The 14,433-nt window shown below is 43.8% G+C and carries 12 protein-coding genes, 3 tRNA genes, 3 rRNA genes and 1 other RNA gene; 15 read left to right on the plus strand and 4 right to left on the minus strand.

Annotation, left to right across the window (positions count from 1 at the left end; all coding sequences use genetic code 11):
• Nucleotides 1–114: 114 nt before the first annotated feature.
• Nucleotides 115–207: transfer RNA gene (locus MHI58_RS00105), tRNA-Ser, on the plus strand.
• Between the two features lie 84 nt (nucleotides 208–291).
• Here MHI58_RS00105 and MHI58_RS00110 read toward each other — a convergent pair.
• From MHI58_RS00110 to MHI58_RS00125, 4 genes are all read right to left on the minus strand, one after another.
• A complete protein-coding gene (locus MHI58_RS00110) occupies nucleotides 292–951 on the minus strand; it encodes a deoxynucleoside kinase (protein ID WP_024719578.1) in 660 nt (219 codons plus the stop codon).
• On the minus strand, nucleotides 948–1,571 hold the full coding sequence (locus tag MHI58_RS00115; RefSeq protein WP_045035227.1) for a deoxynucleoside kinase: 624 nt from the start codon (nucleotides 1,569–1,571) through the stop codon (nucleotides 948–950). Before MHI58_RS00115 ends, MHI58_RS00110 begins: the two co-directional genes overlap by 4 nt.
• 79 nt (nucleotides 1,572–1,650) lie before the next feature.
• Entirely contained in the window at nucleotides 1,651–2,952 is a 1,302-nt protein-coding gene (locus tag MHI58_RS00120) for a glycoside hydrolase family 18 protein (RefSeq protein WP_035391604.1), read from the minus strand.
• Between the two features lie 45 nt (nucleotides 2,953–2,997).
• Nucleotides 2,998–3,552, minus strand: a complete 555-nt coding sequence (locus MHI58_RS00125) for an isochorismatase family cysteine hydrolase (RefSeq protein ID WP_045035226.1) — start codon at nucleotides 3,550–3,552, stop codon at nucleotides 2,998–3,000.
• 79 nt (nucleotides 3,553–3,631) lie between these two features.
• On the opposite strand from MHI58_RS00125, the gene tadA reads away from it, so the two are divergent.
• The 14 genes from tadA (at nucleotide 3,632) to MHI58_RS00195 (ending at nucleotide 14,423) form a co-directional block, all read left to right on the plus strand.
• The gene (gene tadA, locus MHI58_RS00130; protein WP_008342015.1) at nucleotides 3,632–4,108 is read left to right on the plus strand and encodes a tRNA adenosine(34) deaminase TadA; all 477 of its coding nucleotides are present in this window, start codon (nucleotides 3,632–3,634) and stop codon (nucleotides 4,106–4,108) included.
• Nucleotides 4,109–4,184: 76 nt separating this feature from the next.
• Nucleotides 4,185–4,449: signal recognition particle sRNA large type (gene ffs, locus MHI58_RS00135), an RNA gene on the plus strand.
• 330 nt (nucleotides 4,450–4,779) lie between these two features.
• Entirely contained in the window at nucleotides 4,780–6,492 is a 1,713-nt protein-coding gene (gene dnaX, locus MHI58_RS00140; RefSeq protein WP_008342013.1) for a DNA polymerase III subunit gamma/tau, read from the plus strand.
• A gap of 25 nt (nucleotides 6,493–6,517) precedes the next feature.
• Nucleotides 6,518–6,841 carry a YbaB/EbfC family nucleoid-associated protein gene (locus MHI58_RS00145; RefSeq protein ID WP_008342011.1) on the plus strand — a complete coding sequence of 108 codons (324 nt, stop codon included), beginning with the start codon at nucleotides 6,518–6,520 and terminating at the stop codon, nucleotides 6,839–6,841.
• 15 nt (nucleotides 6,842–6,856) lie between these two features.
• The gene (gene recR / locus MHI58_RS00150; protein ID WP_003218094.1) at nucleotides 6,857–7,453 is read left to right on the plus strand and encodes a recombination protein RecR; all 597 of its coding nucleotides are present in this window, start codon (nucleotides 6,857–6,859) and stop codon (nucleotides 7,451–7,453) included.
• An 18-nt stretch (nucleotides 7,454–7,471) separates the two neighbouring features.
• On the plus strand, nucleotides 7,472–7,696 hold the full coding sequence (locus MHI58_RS00155; protein ID WP_008342008.1) for a YaaL family protein: 225 nt from the start codon (nucleotides 7,472–7,474) through the stop codon (nucleotides 7,694–7,696).
• Between the two features lie 66 nt (nucleotides 7,697–7,762).
• On the plus strand, nucleotides 7,763–8,026 hold the full coding sequence (locus MHI58_RS00160) for a pro-sigmaK processing inhibitor BofA family protein (protein ID WP_024719581.1): 264 nt from the start codon (nucleotides 7,763–7,765) through the stop codon (nucleotides 8,024–8,026).
• A 274-nt stretch (nucleotides 8,027–8,300) separates the two neighbouring features.
• Nucleotides 8,301–9,849 (plus strand): 16S ribosomal RNA (locus tag MHI58_RS00165).
• Between the two features lie 96 nt (nucleotides 9,850–9,945).
• Nucleotides 9,946–10,022: transfer RNA gene (locus MHI58_RS00170), tRNA-Ile, on the plus strand.
• A gap of 14 nt (nucleotides 10,023–10,036) precedes the next feature.
• Nucleotides 10,037–10,112, plus strand: a tRNA-Ala gene (locus MHI58_RS00175).
• 98 nt (nucleotides 10,113–10,210) lie between these two features.
• A 23S ribosomal RNA gene (locus tag MHI58_RS00180) occupies nucleotides 10,211–13,141 on the plus strand.
• Between the two features lie 61 nt (nucleotides 13,142–13,202).
• Nucleotides 13,203–13,318, plus strand: a 5S ribosomal RNA gene (gene rrf / locus MHI58_RS00185).
• The 16S, 23S and 5S rRNA genes sit together here with 2 tRNA genes alongside, the layout of an rRNA operon.
• A gap of 170 nt (nucleotides 13,319–13,488) precedes the next feature.
• A complete protein-coding gene (locus MHI58_RS00190; RefSeq protein WP_045035079.1) occupies nucleotides 13,489–13,680 on the plus strand; it encodes a sigma factor G inhibitor Gin in 192 nt (63 codons plus the stop codon).
• Nucleotides 13,681–13,808: 128 nt separating this feature from the next.
• The gene (locus tag MHI58_RS00195; protein ID WP_045035080.1) at nucleotides 13,809–14,423 is read left to right on the plus strand and encodes a 5-bromo-4-chloroindolyl phosphate hydrolysis family protein; all 615 of its coding nucleotides are present in this window, start codon (nucleotides 13,809–13,811) and stop codon (nucleotides 14,421–14,423) included.
• The last annotated feature ends 10 nt before the right edge of the window (nucleotides 14,424–14,433 follow it).

Here is a 14,433-nt window from a genome sequence, read left to right on the forward strand (position 1 = left end):
TTATCGGCTGCTTTTTATAGGCTAAACATCATACCAAAATCAAATGTTGAAATTTTTTTCGAAAAGATGTTGACTTAAAATAAGATGATATGATATATTAATTCTTGTCGATACGGAGGAATACCCAAGTCCGGCTGAAGGGATCGGTCTTGAAAACCGACAGGGGTGTCAAAGCCCGCGGGGGTTCGAATCCCTCTTCCTCCGCCATATTGATTTTACCTTAGTTGAATTGAAACGCATAAAAATTGGAAATTGTCAAACCGCTGCATTCGAGAAATGCAGCGGTTTTTTTTATTTTGTGTTAGAGCGATTTTTTTGAATAACAGAAGCAATTTCATGAAGAATTGGATCAAGTGAGCTTTCATCATGAAGTAAGTCGTAATCTTCGATATTTATTTTAATCACAGGGCATAGATCAAATTGTTCAATCCATTCTGTATATCGAGTGTACATTTCTTCCCAATATGCTCGATCGGTTTGAGTTTCCATCTCTCTCCCGCGCTCTTCAATACGATGTAATATATGATCTAAATCCCCATGCAAGTAAATGAGGACATCTGGGTGAGGAAAGTAAGGTGTCATCACCATCGCCTCAAATAGACTCGTATACGTTTCATAGTCTACCTCTGACATGGTACCTTTGTCTGCGTGCATTTTAGCGAAAATACCAGTGTCCTCATAAATGGACCGATCTTGTACATAACCTCCACCAGACTCGAAGATTCGTTTCTGCTCCTTAAAACGTTCAGCTAGGAAATAGACCTGTAAATGAAAGCTCCATCTTTGGAAATCTGAATAAAAAGGCTCTAAGTATGGATTATCATCTACTTTTTCGAGAGAAGTTTGAAATCCTAGCTTGTCCGCTATTGTTTTCGTCATGGTCGATTTTCCGACACCAACTGTCCCTGCAATTGTAATGACAGCATCCTTTGGTATTTCAATATTTTTCATAGTACTTGCTCCTTTATGTTCTGTACAATTTGCTGGTAATCTTGCTGTGAGGAAACGAAGTCTGTATGATCGCCTTCAATTGTAATGATAGGAAGACCTGGGTCAGTTTGTTTTAAATGCTCGATGGCCAACTCATAATCTTCAATCAGGGTTTTTAAATAAGCTGGATCAATGTCTTCTTCAAAAGATCGGCCTCTCATCTTTATTCTATCAAGTAAGGTGGGAAGGCTGGCTTTTATATAGATCATGGCATTTGGTTTAGGAAGATCATCTGTCAGCAAGTGATAGATCTTTCTGTATTTATCCATGTGCTTTTTGGATAAGGTTCTTTCTGCAAAGATCATATTTTTATAGACATGATAATCAGTGACAATCGGCTGCTGTTTTTTGATATAGTTCTCTTCAATAGATTCTAACTGTTTAAACCGATTGCATAGAAAGAACATCTCAAGCTGAAAGCTCCATTGTTCCATATCTTCATAAAATTTATCTAAGAATGGATTTTCTTCTACAATTTCTTTTACTAAAGGAAATTGAAATTCCTTTGAAAGCATTGTAGCCAAGGTTGTTTTTCCGGCTCCAATTGGGCCTTCCACTGCAATAAAAGGGGCAGGATACATAGGCGTTCTCCTCTATCTATAAAGTTGTCAAACCAATGTATATTGTACCATACCCCTTCTGAGAGATAGAGCGTATGAATTACGATGTCGTTCTTTTTTCAATATTAAATTGATCTGATAACAACAACCAGTTTTGTGGGAAGGATAGACCTAATTTCCAGTAAGCAATTCCATTTAGGTTTAACTCTTTAATGAGATTAAATTTGGCTTGAATGGATCTTGCATCTTCAAACCAAACCTCGTGTTCTTTGTTGTTAGCATCTGTATAACGGAAATAAGGTGCTTGTGCTGTTTCGTCATATAAAATGGATACATTATTCTCTCTAGCAATGGCGATCGCTTGTTGAGGGCTGACGGCTTTGGCGATAGGGCCTCCTTGAACATAAGGAAGCGTCCAATCATAACCATATAAATTCTGCCCCATCACAATTTTATTGGCAGGTATGACAGTCAGTGCATATTCAATGACTTGGCGGACAGGGCCGATCGGAGAGACGGCTTGTGCAGGCCCGCCGCTGTAGCCCCACTCATAAGTCATTAGCACAACATGATCAACAATCTTTCCAATTGCTTCATAGTCATGCGCCTCATACCATTTTCCTTTCTGTTCACTGCTTGTTTTAGGAGCGAGTGCCACAGAAATAGTCCAACCCTGTTGATGAAAACGAGTTGTTGCTTCTCTTAAAAATTGAAGGTAGGCTTCTTTATCAACAGGGCGTAAATATTCAAAGTCAAAATGGATTTCTTTTAATTGATACTTTTGAGCAACGCGGACGATTTCATTTAATAATGTCGTTTTGACAGATTGATTTGTTAAAAGGATTCGCCCGAGTTCATCACTAAATTTATCATTCTCTAGATTTGTAACTACCATGGATAAAACCGTTCTGCTTTGAGCGGCAATCTGAGGTAATTGATCTAATGGTGGCTCGCGAAGTGTTCCGTCTCTTTGCGCTTGAAAACTAAAAGCGCCGAGATGTGTTAAGTATGGAGATGCCTCTCTGGCTGCTTGCTTTAAATTTTCGCTGACTTGGTTTCCGCGTGGTTCTATATAAGCATTAGAATTAATATTTCTTTTCGGTCTTTGTGGAATATAAAGCAAGAAGCGAATAGGCAATATAGCTTCAGGTCGAATCCGATTCACACGTGCCAATTCTTCTACCGAAATTTGAAATCTTCTTCCAATTTGATAAAGTGTATCATTTTGTTTGACCTCATAAAATTGACCTCTTATAGGGATGACAATTGTTTGTCCAACGACTAGTTGATTTGGTGTTTCGATGTCGTTGGTCCGAATGATTTCATTTACCGTTGTTTTAAAACGCATGGCAATCTCATTTAACGTATCTCCTCTTTTGACAACATAAATTTGAATGGTCAACGCCCCCTTTGTTATTGCTAACAATTTATGAGGGTGATGGATAAATCATGTTTGATTTTCATCCGTGATCTCTTTAGTGGTTGTGATTTTGGCGAGAAGAACGTTCTCCATCATCGTTAAAGCGTACTCGTTGTCCCTATCATCATTTGAAGCAATACAATCTTTAGGTACAGTGAGGTTGTACTCTCGCATGTAAGCGTCATTTGCAGTGAACAGGACACAGATGTTTCCGGCAATTCCAGTTAAAATAAGTTCTTGCACACCTAATTCATTTAGGAGTGTCTCTAGTGCTGTTCCGTAAAAAGCAGAGTGCTTAGGTTTAATTAAGAAGTAATCATCTTTAGATGGTGCTATTTGCTCTAAAATAGGGGCACTTCTTTCGTTTTTACATGTTTCCATAACAGCTTTGATATCAGCTTTCCAGAGTCCATAGTGGTCGTTGATATAGATAATTGGCCAATTTTTCTTGAAAGCGTGTTGTTTAAGGGCTAAAATTTTATTGGTCATTTGCTCTGTTTTTTCAGCGAGCACATGTCCCATTTCGAAATCAAAATTATTGATCATGTCAATAATAAGCAGTGCCTTTTGTTGTTTTGGCAAATCAAGACCCCCTTTAAAAGATTGTGATAATATGTTAACCTCAATATCCTTTAAAAAAACATGAAAAGAGAGCCGTGCTATGACGAAAGATGAACAGTTTATGCAAGAAGCTATTTCTGAAGCTTTGAAAGCAAAACAAATAGGAGAAGTTCCAATCGGTGCCGTCATCGTTGTTGATGATCAAATTGTAAGCCGTGCTCACAATTTAAGGGAAAGTGAACAGCGATCAATTGCTCATGCGGAATTACTTGCTATTGATGAAGCGTGTAAAATGACTGGTAGCTGGCGTTTAGAAGATGCTGTACTTTATGTTACACTCGAACCGTGCCCAATGTGTGCAGGCGCTATTGTACTTTCAAGAGTGAAAAAGGTCGTTTTTGGTGCCTATGATCCTAAAGGTGGATGTGCTGGTACTTTAATGAATTTATTGGACGATGAGCGGTTCAATCATCAGTCTGAAGTCATTGGCGGTGTGCTTGAAAATGAGTGTGGTGAGCTGTTAAGTCAGTTCTTTCGAGACCTCCGTCAGCGGAAGAAGCAAGCGAAAAGTAAATGAATGGATGTCGTTTGCAATTTTATCACTTAGAAGGTATACTTATGTCTGCGTCACCAACAATTTAATATTCATTTTGCCGTGCTAAGCGGGGAGGTAGCGGTGCCCTGTACTCGCAATCCGCTCTAGCGAGGCCGAATCCCTTCTCAAGGTTCGTTTACTTCAAGGTCTGCCTTAAATAAGTGGTGTTGACGTCTGGGTCCTGCGCAATGGGAATTCATGAACCATGTCAGGTCCGGAAGGAAGCAGCATTAAGTGAAACCTCTCATGTGCCGCAGGGTTGCCTGGGCCGAGCTAACTGTTTAAGTAACGCTTGGGGTAGCGAATCGACAGAAGGTGCACGGTAAATCAATATTAAATGTAACTCATCTAGTTTATCTAGGTGAGTTTTTTGTTGCTATTGAAAGAATATATCGGTTGCTTTGTTTATACAAATAGCAAAAAAGCCATTTTCGGGTGAGGTATTTTTGAAGCAATTCACAAAGGGAACGAATGTTCTTGTTTATCTGGCAGGCATTTTCAGAGAGTAGGAAAACACGTTTTTTAATCAAGAAAAGTAATAAGTCTTTAAAGGAAATGCTCTTTTTCGTTTATTAGAAAATAAAGGTGTACTTTTGAATTGATCGTTGCATCATGTATAATGAACATGATGATAAATGGAGGAGGGCGTATTTGTGAGTTATCAAGCTTTATACCGAGTGTTCAGACCTCAAGTTTTTGAGGATGTTGTTGGACAAGAACACATCACAAAAACGTTGCAAAATGCCCTTTTGCAGAAAAAGTTTTCTCATGCTTACTTATTTTCAGGTCCTAGAGGAACAGGTAAAACAAGTGCTGCCAAGATTTTTGCGAAAGCAGTGAACTGTGAAAAGTCACCTGTTAGTGAGCCGTGTAATGAGTGTGATGCCTGTAGAGGGATTACGACCGGTTCGATTTCAGACGTGATTGAAATAGATGCTGCCTCAAATAACGGGGTAGATGAAATTCGGGATATACGTGATAAAGTGAAATTTGCTCCTTCAGCGGTTACATATAAGGTTTATATTATAGATGAGGTACATATGCTCTCTATCGGGGCATTTAATGCACTTCTTAAAACCCTAGAGGAACCACCTGCTCATTGTATCTTTATTTTGGCTACCACAGAGCCTCATAAGATTCCTCTTACCATCATATCAAGATGTCAGAGATTTGATTTTAAACGGATCACGACAAAAGATATTGTTGGACGAATGGAGAAAATTGTAGATGCAGAAAGCCTAAATATACAAGAGGGTTCACTCGAGATTATTGCTAGTGCGGCAGATGGAGGCATGCGTGACGCACTCAGTCTCCTTGACCAAGCGATCTCATTTAGTGGTGAACAGCTCACAATTGATGATGCACTGCTCATTACAGGTGCTGTATCTCAGCATTTCATTAGTCAGCTTGCTGAAGCCATTTTTGAGCAAAATATTGCGATAGCGCTGGATACGTTAAATGAATTGCTTCAACAGGGGAAAGATGCCGCGAAATTAATAGAGGATATGATCTTCTACTTTAGAGATATGCTTCTTTACAAAACAGCACCGGATCTTGAAGGTGTCCTTGAAAAAGTCAAAGTCGACGATAAGTTTGTGGCTCTTTCAGAACGTGTGGCACCTCAGTTTCTTTATGAAACGATTGAAGTGCTGAATAAAAGCCATCAGGAAATGAAATGGACAAACCATCCTAGAATTTTCTTTGAAGTAGCTGTGGTTAAGCTCTGTCAGTCAACGGCTGGTGCTGTATCATCTCCGGCTGATTCCGACCTAACAGCGTTAACGAATAAAATAGACAGGCTGGAACAGGAGCTATCTAGGCTAAAAGCTGAGGGTGTTCCAATGACTCAGTCTCAGAGTCCTCAAGCAAAAACGGAAGCACCTCGACCTCAAACGAGTAATAAAAATGGTTATCGTGCACCTGTCGGTCGAATTCATGAGATTTTAAAAGAAGCGAAGCGGCCGGAGCTAGAAAAAATAAAAGGCAAATGGGGAGAGCTTCTTGCCCAATTAAAACAGCAAAATAAGGTATCTCACGCTGCGCTATTAACAGATAGTGAACCAGTTGCGGCGGCAACTCATGCCTTTGTTTTAAAATTCAAATTTGAAATACATTGTAAGATGGTGGCCGAAGATAAAAGTGGTGTTCGAACCAATCTTGAGCAACTGCTAGAATCTATGCTAGGAAAAAGAGTGGAATTAGTTGGCGTTCCTGACGCTCAATGGGGTAAAATAAGAGAAGAATTTTTAAGAGATCATCAGCCTGAAGAACAAGCAGATGGTCAGGCAGCTTCTGCTGAAGAAGATCCATTAATTGCAGAAGCAAAGAAGTTAGTAGGAACCGATTTAATTGAAATTAAAGATTAACAATTTGAAAGAGAGTGGTGTTCATATGCGCGGTGGAATGGGAAATATGCAAAAAATGATGAAACAAATGCAAAAAATGCAGAAGGATATGGCTAAGGCTCAAGAAGAGCTTGCAGAAAAAGTCCTTGAAGGTACGGCAGGTGGCGGCATGGTCACTGTAAAAGTAAATGGACAAAAAGAAGTCGTTGATGTGGCGATTAATGAAGAAGTTGTTGATCCTGAAGACATCGATATGCTTCAAGATCTTGTACTTGCAGCAACAAATGATGCATTGAAAAAAGTTGATGAACTAACAAATGAAACAATGGGTCAATTCACAAAAGGAATGAACATGCCAGGTTTATTCTAGGAGGAATAACTGAAGATGCAATATCCTGAACCAATATCAAAGCTGATTGATAGCTTTATGAAATTGCCAGGAATCGGACCTAAAACTGCGGTCCGTCTGGCTTTTTTTGTTCTTAGTATGCAAGAAGATGTCGTGCTGGATTTTGCGAAGGCACTTGTTAATGCAAAGCGTAATTTAACTTATTGTTCTGTTTGCGGACATATCACCGATCAGGATCCTTGCTATATTTGTGAAGATACAAGAAGAGATCAATCTGTGATCTGTGTCGTGCAGGATCCAAAAGATGTGATCGCAATGGAAAAAATGAAAGAATACAACGGCTTATATCATGTGCTTCATGGTGCTATTTCACCAATGGACGGAATTGGGCCAGAGGATATTAAAATTCCTGACCTATTAAAAAGATTGCAAGACGATCAAGTCACAGAGGTCATTCTTGCAACCAATCCAAACATTGAGGGAGAAGCAACAGCCATGTATATCTCTAGATTGTTGAAACCATCAGGAATTAAACTCTCTCGCATTGCTCACGGACTCCCAGTAGGTGGAGATTTAGAGTATGCGGATGAAGTCACACTTTCTAAGGCTCTAGAAGGCAGACGTGAGATGTAGGAAGGAGAAGTACGGTACATGGGTTTTCTTCGCAGAAAATCAATTCGAAAAGAATTCGATGAGATATTAATTCAACAGCTTTTTAAGCAAAAGGAAGAATGGAACAGACAAAAAAAGCTTGTCGCAAATAGCGTTGAGCCTTCACCGGACATTCTATTCGAATTAAAGCTTGCTCAAGCGAAGTACTTTTTCTATCTGAGAGAAGCGAAAAAGAGAAATTTACGTTTAAACAACTGGAGATAGCAGGTCTATTTTCCATAATCCTCTCATATGCTTGTACTATTCATATGAAGAGGAGATGAGAGGATTATGGAACCTGTTATTGTGATTGGTTCAATTTTGTTAGCTGTTTTATTGTTGTTTATGTCGGGTGTTCAAGCGAATCCATTCAAATGGTTAGGGTTTATCGGAATAAAATTTGTCGCAGGTGCTCTTTTTTTATTTTGTCTCAATTTATTCGGCGAGAGTTTAGGGCTTCATGTTTCCATTAACCCTGTAACGAGCGGAATTAGTGGTTTGTTGGGCATTCCAGGTGTAGCAGCTTTAGTCGTAATTGAAAAGTTCATTATTTAATGCAAAATATTGTTGACTTTGATTATATATGGTGGTAAATTAATATACGTCGCTGATGACGAAGAAACGAAAAAACATAATAACAAAAAAGTTGTTGACACTAACAACTTGGATGTGATAAGATGTTCTAGTCGCTTCTGAAGCGGTAAACAAGTTCTTTGAAAACTAAACAAGACAAAACGTACCTGTTAATTCGAGTTTTTATAAAAAAATCCTATGATACATCATAGGTAGTCAGTCAAACTGGCGAAAAGCAAAACTTCGGTTTTGTACTTTTTCGGAGAGTTTGATCCTGGCTCAGGACGAACGCTGGCGGCGTGCCTAATACATGCAAGTCGAGCGGACAGAAGGGAGCTTGCTCCCGGATGTTAGCGGCGGACGGGTGAGTAACACGTGGGTAACCTGCCTGTAAGACTGGGATAACTCCGGGAAACCGGAGCTAATACCGGATAGTTCCTTGAACCGCATGGTTCAAGGATGAAAGACGGTTTCGGCTGTCACTTACAGATGGACCCGCGGCGCATTAGCTAGTTGGTGAGGTAACGGCTCACCAAGGCGACGATGCGTAGCCGACCTGAGAGGGTGATCGGCCACACTGGGACTGAGACACGGCCCAGACTCCTACGGGAGGCAGCAGTAGGGAATCTTCCGCAATGGACGAAAGTCTGACGGAGCAACGCCGCGTGAGTGATGAAGGTTTTCGGATCGTAAAGCTCTGTTGTTAGGGAAGAACAAGTGCAAGAGTAACTGCTTGCACCTTGACGGTACCTAACCAGAAAGCCACGGCTAACTACGTGCCAGCAGCCGCGGTAATACGTAGGTGGCAAGCGTTGTCCGGAATTATTGGGCGTAAAGGGCTCGCAGGCGGTTTCTTAAGTCTGATGTGAAAGCCCCCGGCTCAACCGGGGAGGGTCATTGGAAACTGGGAAACTTGAGTGCAGAAGAGGAGAGTGGAATTCCACGTGTAGCGGTGAAATGCGTAGAGATGTGGAGGAACACCAGTGGCGAAGGCGACTCTCTGGTCTGTAACTGACGCTGAGGAGCGAAAGCGTGGGGAGCGAACAGGATTAGATACCCTGGTAGTCCACGCCGTAAACGATGAGTGCTAAGTGTTAGGGGGTTTCCGCCCCTTAGTGCTGCAGCTAACGCATTAAGCACTCCGCCTGGGGAGTACGGTCGCAAGACTGAAACTCAAAGGAATTGACGGGGGCCCGCACAAGCGGTGGAGCATGTGGTTTAATTCGAAGCAACGCGAAGAACCTTACCAGGTCTTGACATCCTCTGACAACCCTAGAGATAGGGCTTTCCCTTCGGGGACAGAGTGACAGGTGGTGCATGGTTGTCGTCAGCTCGTGTCGTGAGATGTTGGGTTAAGTCCCGCAACGAGCGCAACCCTTGATCTTAGTTGCCAGCATTTAGTTGGGCACTCTAAGGTGACTGCCGGTGACAAACCGGAGGAAGGTGGGGATGACGTCAAATCATCATGCCCCTTATGACCTGGGCTACACACGTGCTACAATGGACAGAACAAAGGGCTGCGAGACCGCAAGGTTTAGCCAATCCCACAAATCTGTTCTCAGTTCGGATCGCAGTCTGCAACTCGACTGCGTGAAGCTGGAATCGCTAGTAATCGCGGATCAGCATGCCGCGGTGAATACGTTCCCGGGCCTTGTACACACCGCCCGTCACACCACGAGAGTTTGCAACACCCGAAGTCGGTGAGGTAACCTTTATGGAGCCAGCCGCCGAAGGTGGGGCAGATGATTGGGGTGAAGTCGTAACAAGGTAGCCGTATCGGAAGGTGCGGCTGGATCACCTCCTTTCTAAGGATATATGGAGCAGCGTACGTTTTTCCTCTTGTTTAGTTTTGAAGGAACTTGCAAAAGATCCTACAACATCATATCTTCGATATGAAAGATGGGCCTGTAGCTCAGCTGGTTAGAGCGCACGCCTGATAAGCGTGAGGTCGGTGGTTCGAGTCCACTCAGGCCCACCATCTTCTATTAAATCGGGGCCTTAGCTCAGCTGGGAGAGCGCCTGCCTTGCACGCAGGAGGTCAGCGGTTCGATCCCGCTAGGCTCCACCAACGTGTTCTTTGAAAACTAGATAACAATAAGTAATACATTCACATTGAATGCAATGCAAAGTTCATCACACATAGTGATTCTTTCTAAAGTAAGAAATGGTTAAGTTAGAAAGGGCGCACGGTGGATGCCTTGGCACTAGGAGCCGATGAAGGACGGGACGAACACCGATATGCTTCGGGGAGCTGTAAGCAAGCTTTGATCCGGAGATTTCCGAATGGGGAAACCCACTGCTCGTAATGGAGTAGTATCCATACTTGAATACATAGAGTATGAGAAGGCATACCCGGGGAACTGAAACATCTAAGTACCCGGAGGAAGAGAAAGCAAATGCGATTCCCTGAGTAGCGGCGAGCGAAACGGGAACAGCCCAAACCAAGAGGCTTGCCTCTTGGGGTTGTAGGACACTCTATACGGAGTTACAAAGGAACGATATAAGCGAAGAGGTCTGGAAAGGCCCGCCAAAGAAGGTAACAGCCCTGTAACTGAAATGTTGTTCTCTCCAGAGTGGATCCTGAGTACGGCGGAACACGTGAAATTCCGTCGGAATCCGGGAGGACCATCTCCCAAGGCTAAATACTCCCTAGTGACCGATAGTGAACCAGTACCGTGAGGGAAAGGTGAAAAGCACCCCGGAAGGGGAGTGAAATAGATCCTGAAACCGTGTGCCTACAAGTAGTCAGAGCCCGTTAACGGGTGATGGCGTGCCTTTTGTAGAATGAACCGGCGAGTTACGATCCCGTGCAAGGTTAAGCAGAAGATGCGGAGCCGCAGCGAAAGCGAGTCTGAATAGGGCGCATGAGTACGTGGTCGTAGACCCGAAACCAGGTGATCTACCCATGTCCAGGGTGAAGTTCAGGTAACACTGAATGGAGGCCCGAACCCACGCACGTTGAAAAGTGCGGGGATGAGGTGTGGGTAGGGGTGAAATGCCAATCGAACCTGGAGATAGCTGGTTCTCTCCGAAATAGCTTTAGGGCTAGCCTCAAGGTAAGAGTCTCGGAGGTAGAGCACTGATTGGACTAGGGGCCCCTACCGGGTTACCGAATTCAGTCAAACTCCGAATGCCGATGACTTATCCTTGGGAGTCAGACTGCGAGTGATAAGATCCGTAGTCGAAAGGGAAACAGCCCAGACCGCCAGCTAAGGTCCCAAAGTATACGTTAAGTGGAAAAGGATGTGGAGTTGCTTAGACAACCAGGATGTTGGCTTAGAAGCAGCCACCATTTAAAGAGTGCGTAATAGCTCACTGGTCGAGTGACTCTGCGCCGAAAATGTACCGGGGCTAAACGTATCACCGAAGCTGCGGACTGTTCTTACGAACAGTGGTAGGAGAGCGTTCTAAGTGCAGTGAAGTCAGACCGGAAGGACTGGTGGAGCGCTTAGAAGTGAGAATGCCGGTATGAGTAGCGAAAGACGGGTGAGAATCCCGTCCACCGAATGCCTAAGGTTTCCTGAGGAAGGCTCGTCCGCTCAGGGTTAGTCGGGACCTAAGCCGAGGCCGAAAGGCGTAGGCGATGGACAACAGGTTGATATTCCTGTACCACCTCCTCACCATTTGAGCAATGGGGGGACGCAGGAGGATAGGGTAAGCGCGGTATTGGATATCCGCGTCCAAGCAGTTAGGCTGGGAAATAGGCAAATCCGTTTCCCGTGAAGGCTGAGCTGTGATGGCGAGCGAAATTTAGTAGCGAAGTTCCTGATTCCACACTGCCAAGAAAAGCCTCTAGCGAGGTGAGAGGTGCCCGTACCGCAAACCGACACAGGTAGGCGAGGAGAGAATCCTAAGGTGATCGAGAGAACTCTCGTTAAGGAACTCGGCAAAATGACCCCGTAACTTCGGGAGAAGGGGTGCTTCTTAGGGTGTTAAAGCCCCGAGAAGCCGCAGTGAATAGGCCCAGGCGACTGTTTAGCAAAAACACAGGTCTCTGCGAAGCCGTAAGGCGAAGTATAGGGGCTGACGCCTGCCCGGTGCTGGAAGGTTAAGAGGAGCGCTTAGCGTAAGCGAAGGTGCGAATTGAAGCCCCAGTAAACGGCGGCCGTAACTATAACGGTCCTAAGGTAGCGAAATTCCTTGTCGGGTAAGTTCCGACCCGCACGAAAGGCGCAACGATCTGGGCACTGTCTCAACGAGAGACTCGGTGAAATTATAGTACCTGTGAAGATGCAGGTTACCCGCGACAGGACGGAAAGACCCCGTGGAGCTTTACTGCAGCCTGATATTGAATGTTGGTACAGCTTGTACAGGATAGGTAGGAGCCTTGGAAACCGGAGCGCTAGCTTCGGTGGAGGCATCGGTGGGATACTACCCTGGCTGTATTGACCTTCTAACCCGCTGCCCTTATCGGGCAGGGAGACAGTGTCAGGTGGGCAGTTTGACTGGGGCGGTCGCCTCCTAAAATGTAACGGAGGCGCCCAAAGGTTCCCTCAGAATGGTTGGAAATCATTCGCAGAGTGTAAAGGCACAAGGGAGCTTGACTGCGAGACCTACAAGTCGAGCAGGGACGAAAGTCGGGCTTAGTGATCCGGTGGTTCCGCATGGAAGGGCCATCGCTCAACGGATAAAAGCTACCCCGGGGATAACAGGCTTATCTCCCCCAAGAGTCCACATCGACGGGGAGGTTTGGCACCTCGATGTCGGCTCATCGCATCCTGGGGCTGTAGTCGGTCCCAAGGGTTGGGCTGTTCGCCCATTAAAGCGGTACGCGAGCTGGGTTCAGAACGTCGTGAGACAGTTCGGTCCCTATCCGTCGCGGGCGCAGGAAATTTGAGAGGAGCTGTCCTTAGTACGAGAGGACCGGGATGGACGCACCGCTGGTGTACCAGTTGTTCTGCCAAGGGCATCGCTGGGTAGCTATGTGCGGACGGGATAAGTGCTGAAAGCATCTAAGCATGAAGCCCCCCTCAAGATGAGATTTCCCATTCCGCAAGGAAGTAAGATCCCTGAAAGATGATCAGGTTGATAGGTCTGAGGTGGAAGCGTGGTGACACGTGGAGCTGACAGATACTAATAGATCGAGGACTTAACCTATATTCTAATGTGAAAAATGAACATTGTTATCTAGTTTTGAGAGAACATTCTCTCCATCAGGTTTGGTGGCGATAGCGAAGAGGTCACACCCGTTCCCATACCGAACACGGAAGTTAAGCTCTTCAGCGCCGATGGTAGTTGGGGGTTTCCCCCTGTGAGAGTAGGACGCCGCCAAGCTTTTCAAAGGATCAGTTCCAGTCGGAACTGGTCTTTTTTGTATTTTAAAAAAGGAACAAACACTCGATCTGGCATGGATACATATACTAAACTATCATCTAAAACATTCTTAATTTTGTATACAATTGAAAGCGCTAGGGCATACTGAAGCTATAAGTGGAGGTGTCACAATGAGCAAAAAAGAGCGAGAAGCAATTTGTTTGATTTGTGAAGAGAAAAAAACAAAGGGAATTTATTTATATCATCAGTTTTTATGCCGAGATTGTGAACTGAAGTTAATTTCTACATCAACCTCGGATCCTAGTTATGCTGATTATGTAAGAAAGCTTAAAAATCTTCATACGCCGCCTTTGTATTCATAGACCATTAGATGGTCTTTTTTTATGGGCAATCGGGGATTGGGCCTGTTTTTTGGAACTTAGTTTGGACATCAACCGTAATAAATAATAAGATAAACAGAGAGCCTGATTATTCATAGGAGTCGATGAACATGAAATCAATTTTTTACACATTTGTATGGGCCGTTCTCTCTACTCTTTTTTCGCTGGTGATTTTAACTGTCAGTATTGGTGTTTTCCATCATCATGTTGGATTGTCGATACTGTATGCGATGATTGGGTGGAGTGTGATGTTTGCAGGAAGCCGATGGGCTGCCTTCCAGTTGTTTTTGAAGAAACATGGACTGTCTCGCAGTGATTATGTATATATTAAACAGCACTTAAAAGAAGCTGGGCAAAAGCTGGTTCGTTTGAAGAAAGCTTTATTTGCTGTGAAGAACGTACAGACGATCAAGCATAATTATGAAATTCTTCGGCTTGCACGACGCATCTATACGATAACAAAAAAGGAACCGAACCGGTTTTATGATGCACAGCGGTTTTATTTTGAGAGTTTGGATTCTGTTGTTGAATTAACTGAGAAATATGCACTGCTGTATAATCAGCCGAATCGTAGCCATGAGCTTGAAATGACATTAAGCCAAACTCGAGTCACGCTGACTGAACTGCAAAAGCAATTAACGAATGATTTACAGCAAGTTTTAGGAAGAGATATAGAAGCACTTCATATTGAACTGGAAGTGGCCGATAAAATGATTAAAAAATAGACATGAAAGG

Source organism: Bacillus sp. FSL K6-2869, from assembly GCF_040869405.1.
Taxonomy (GTDB): Bacteria; Bacillota; Bacilli; order Bacillales; family Bacillaceae; genus Bacillus; species Bacillus altitudinis.

Coding starts and splice junctions, on each gene's coding strand:
- MHI58_RS00110 (WP_024719578.1), bottom strand. CDS start 951: ATGAAAAATATTGAAATACCAAAGGATGCTGTCATTACAATTGCAGGG.
- MHI58_RS00115 (WP_045035227.1), bottom strand. CDS start 1,571: ATGTATCCTGCCCCTTTTATTGCAGTGGAAGGCCCAATTGGAGCCGGA.
- tadA (WP_008342015.1), top strand. CDS start 3,632: ATGACGAAAGATGAACAGTTTATGCAAGAAGCTATTTCTGAAGCTTTG.
- MHI58_RS00145 (WP_008342011.1), top strand. CDS start 6,518: ATGCGCGGTGGAATGGGAAATATGCAAAAAATGATGAAACAAATGCAA.
- recR (WP_003218094.1), top strand. CDS start 6,857: ATGCAATATCCTGAACCAATATCAAAGCTGATTGATAGCTTTATGAAA.
- MHI58_RS00155 (WP_008342008.1), top strand. CDS start 7,472: ATGGGTTTTCTTCGCAGAAAATCAATTCGAAAAGAATTCGATGAGATA.
- MHI58_RS00160 (WP_024719581.1), top strand. CDS start 7,763: ATGGAACCTGTTATTGTGATTGGTTCAATTTTGTTAGCTGTTTTATTG.
- MHI58_RS00190 (WP_045035079.1), top strand. CDS start 13,489: ATGAGCAAAAAAGAGCGAGAAGCAATTTGTTTGATTTGTGAAGAGAAA.
- MHI58_RS00195 (WP_045035080.1), top strand. CDS start 13,809: ATGAAATCAATTTTTTACACATTTGTATGGGCCGTTCTCTCTACTCTT.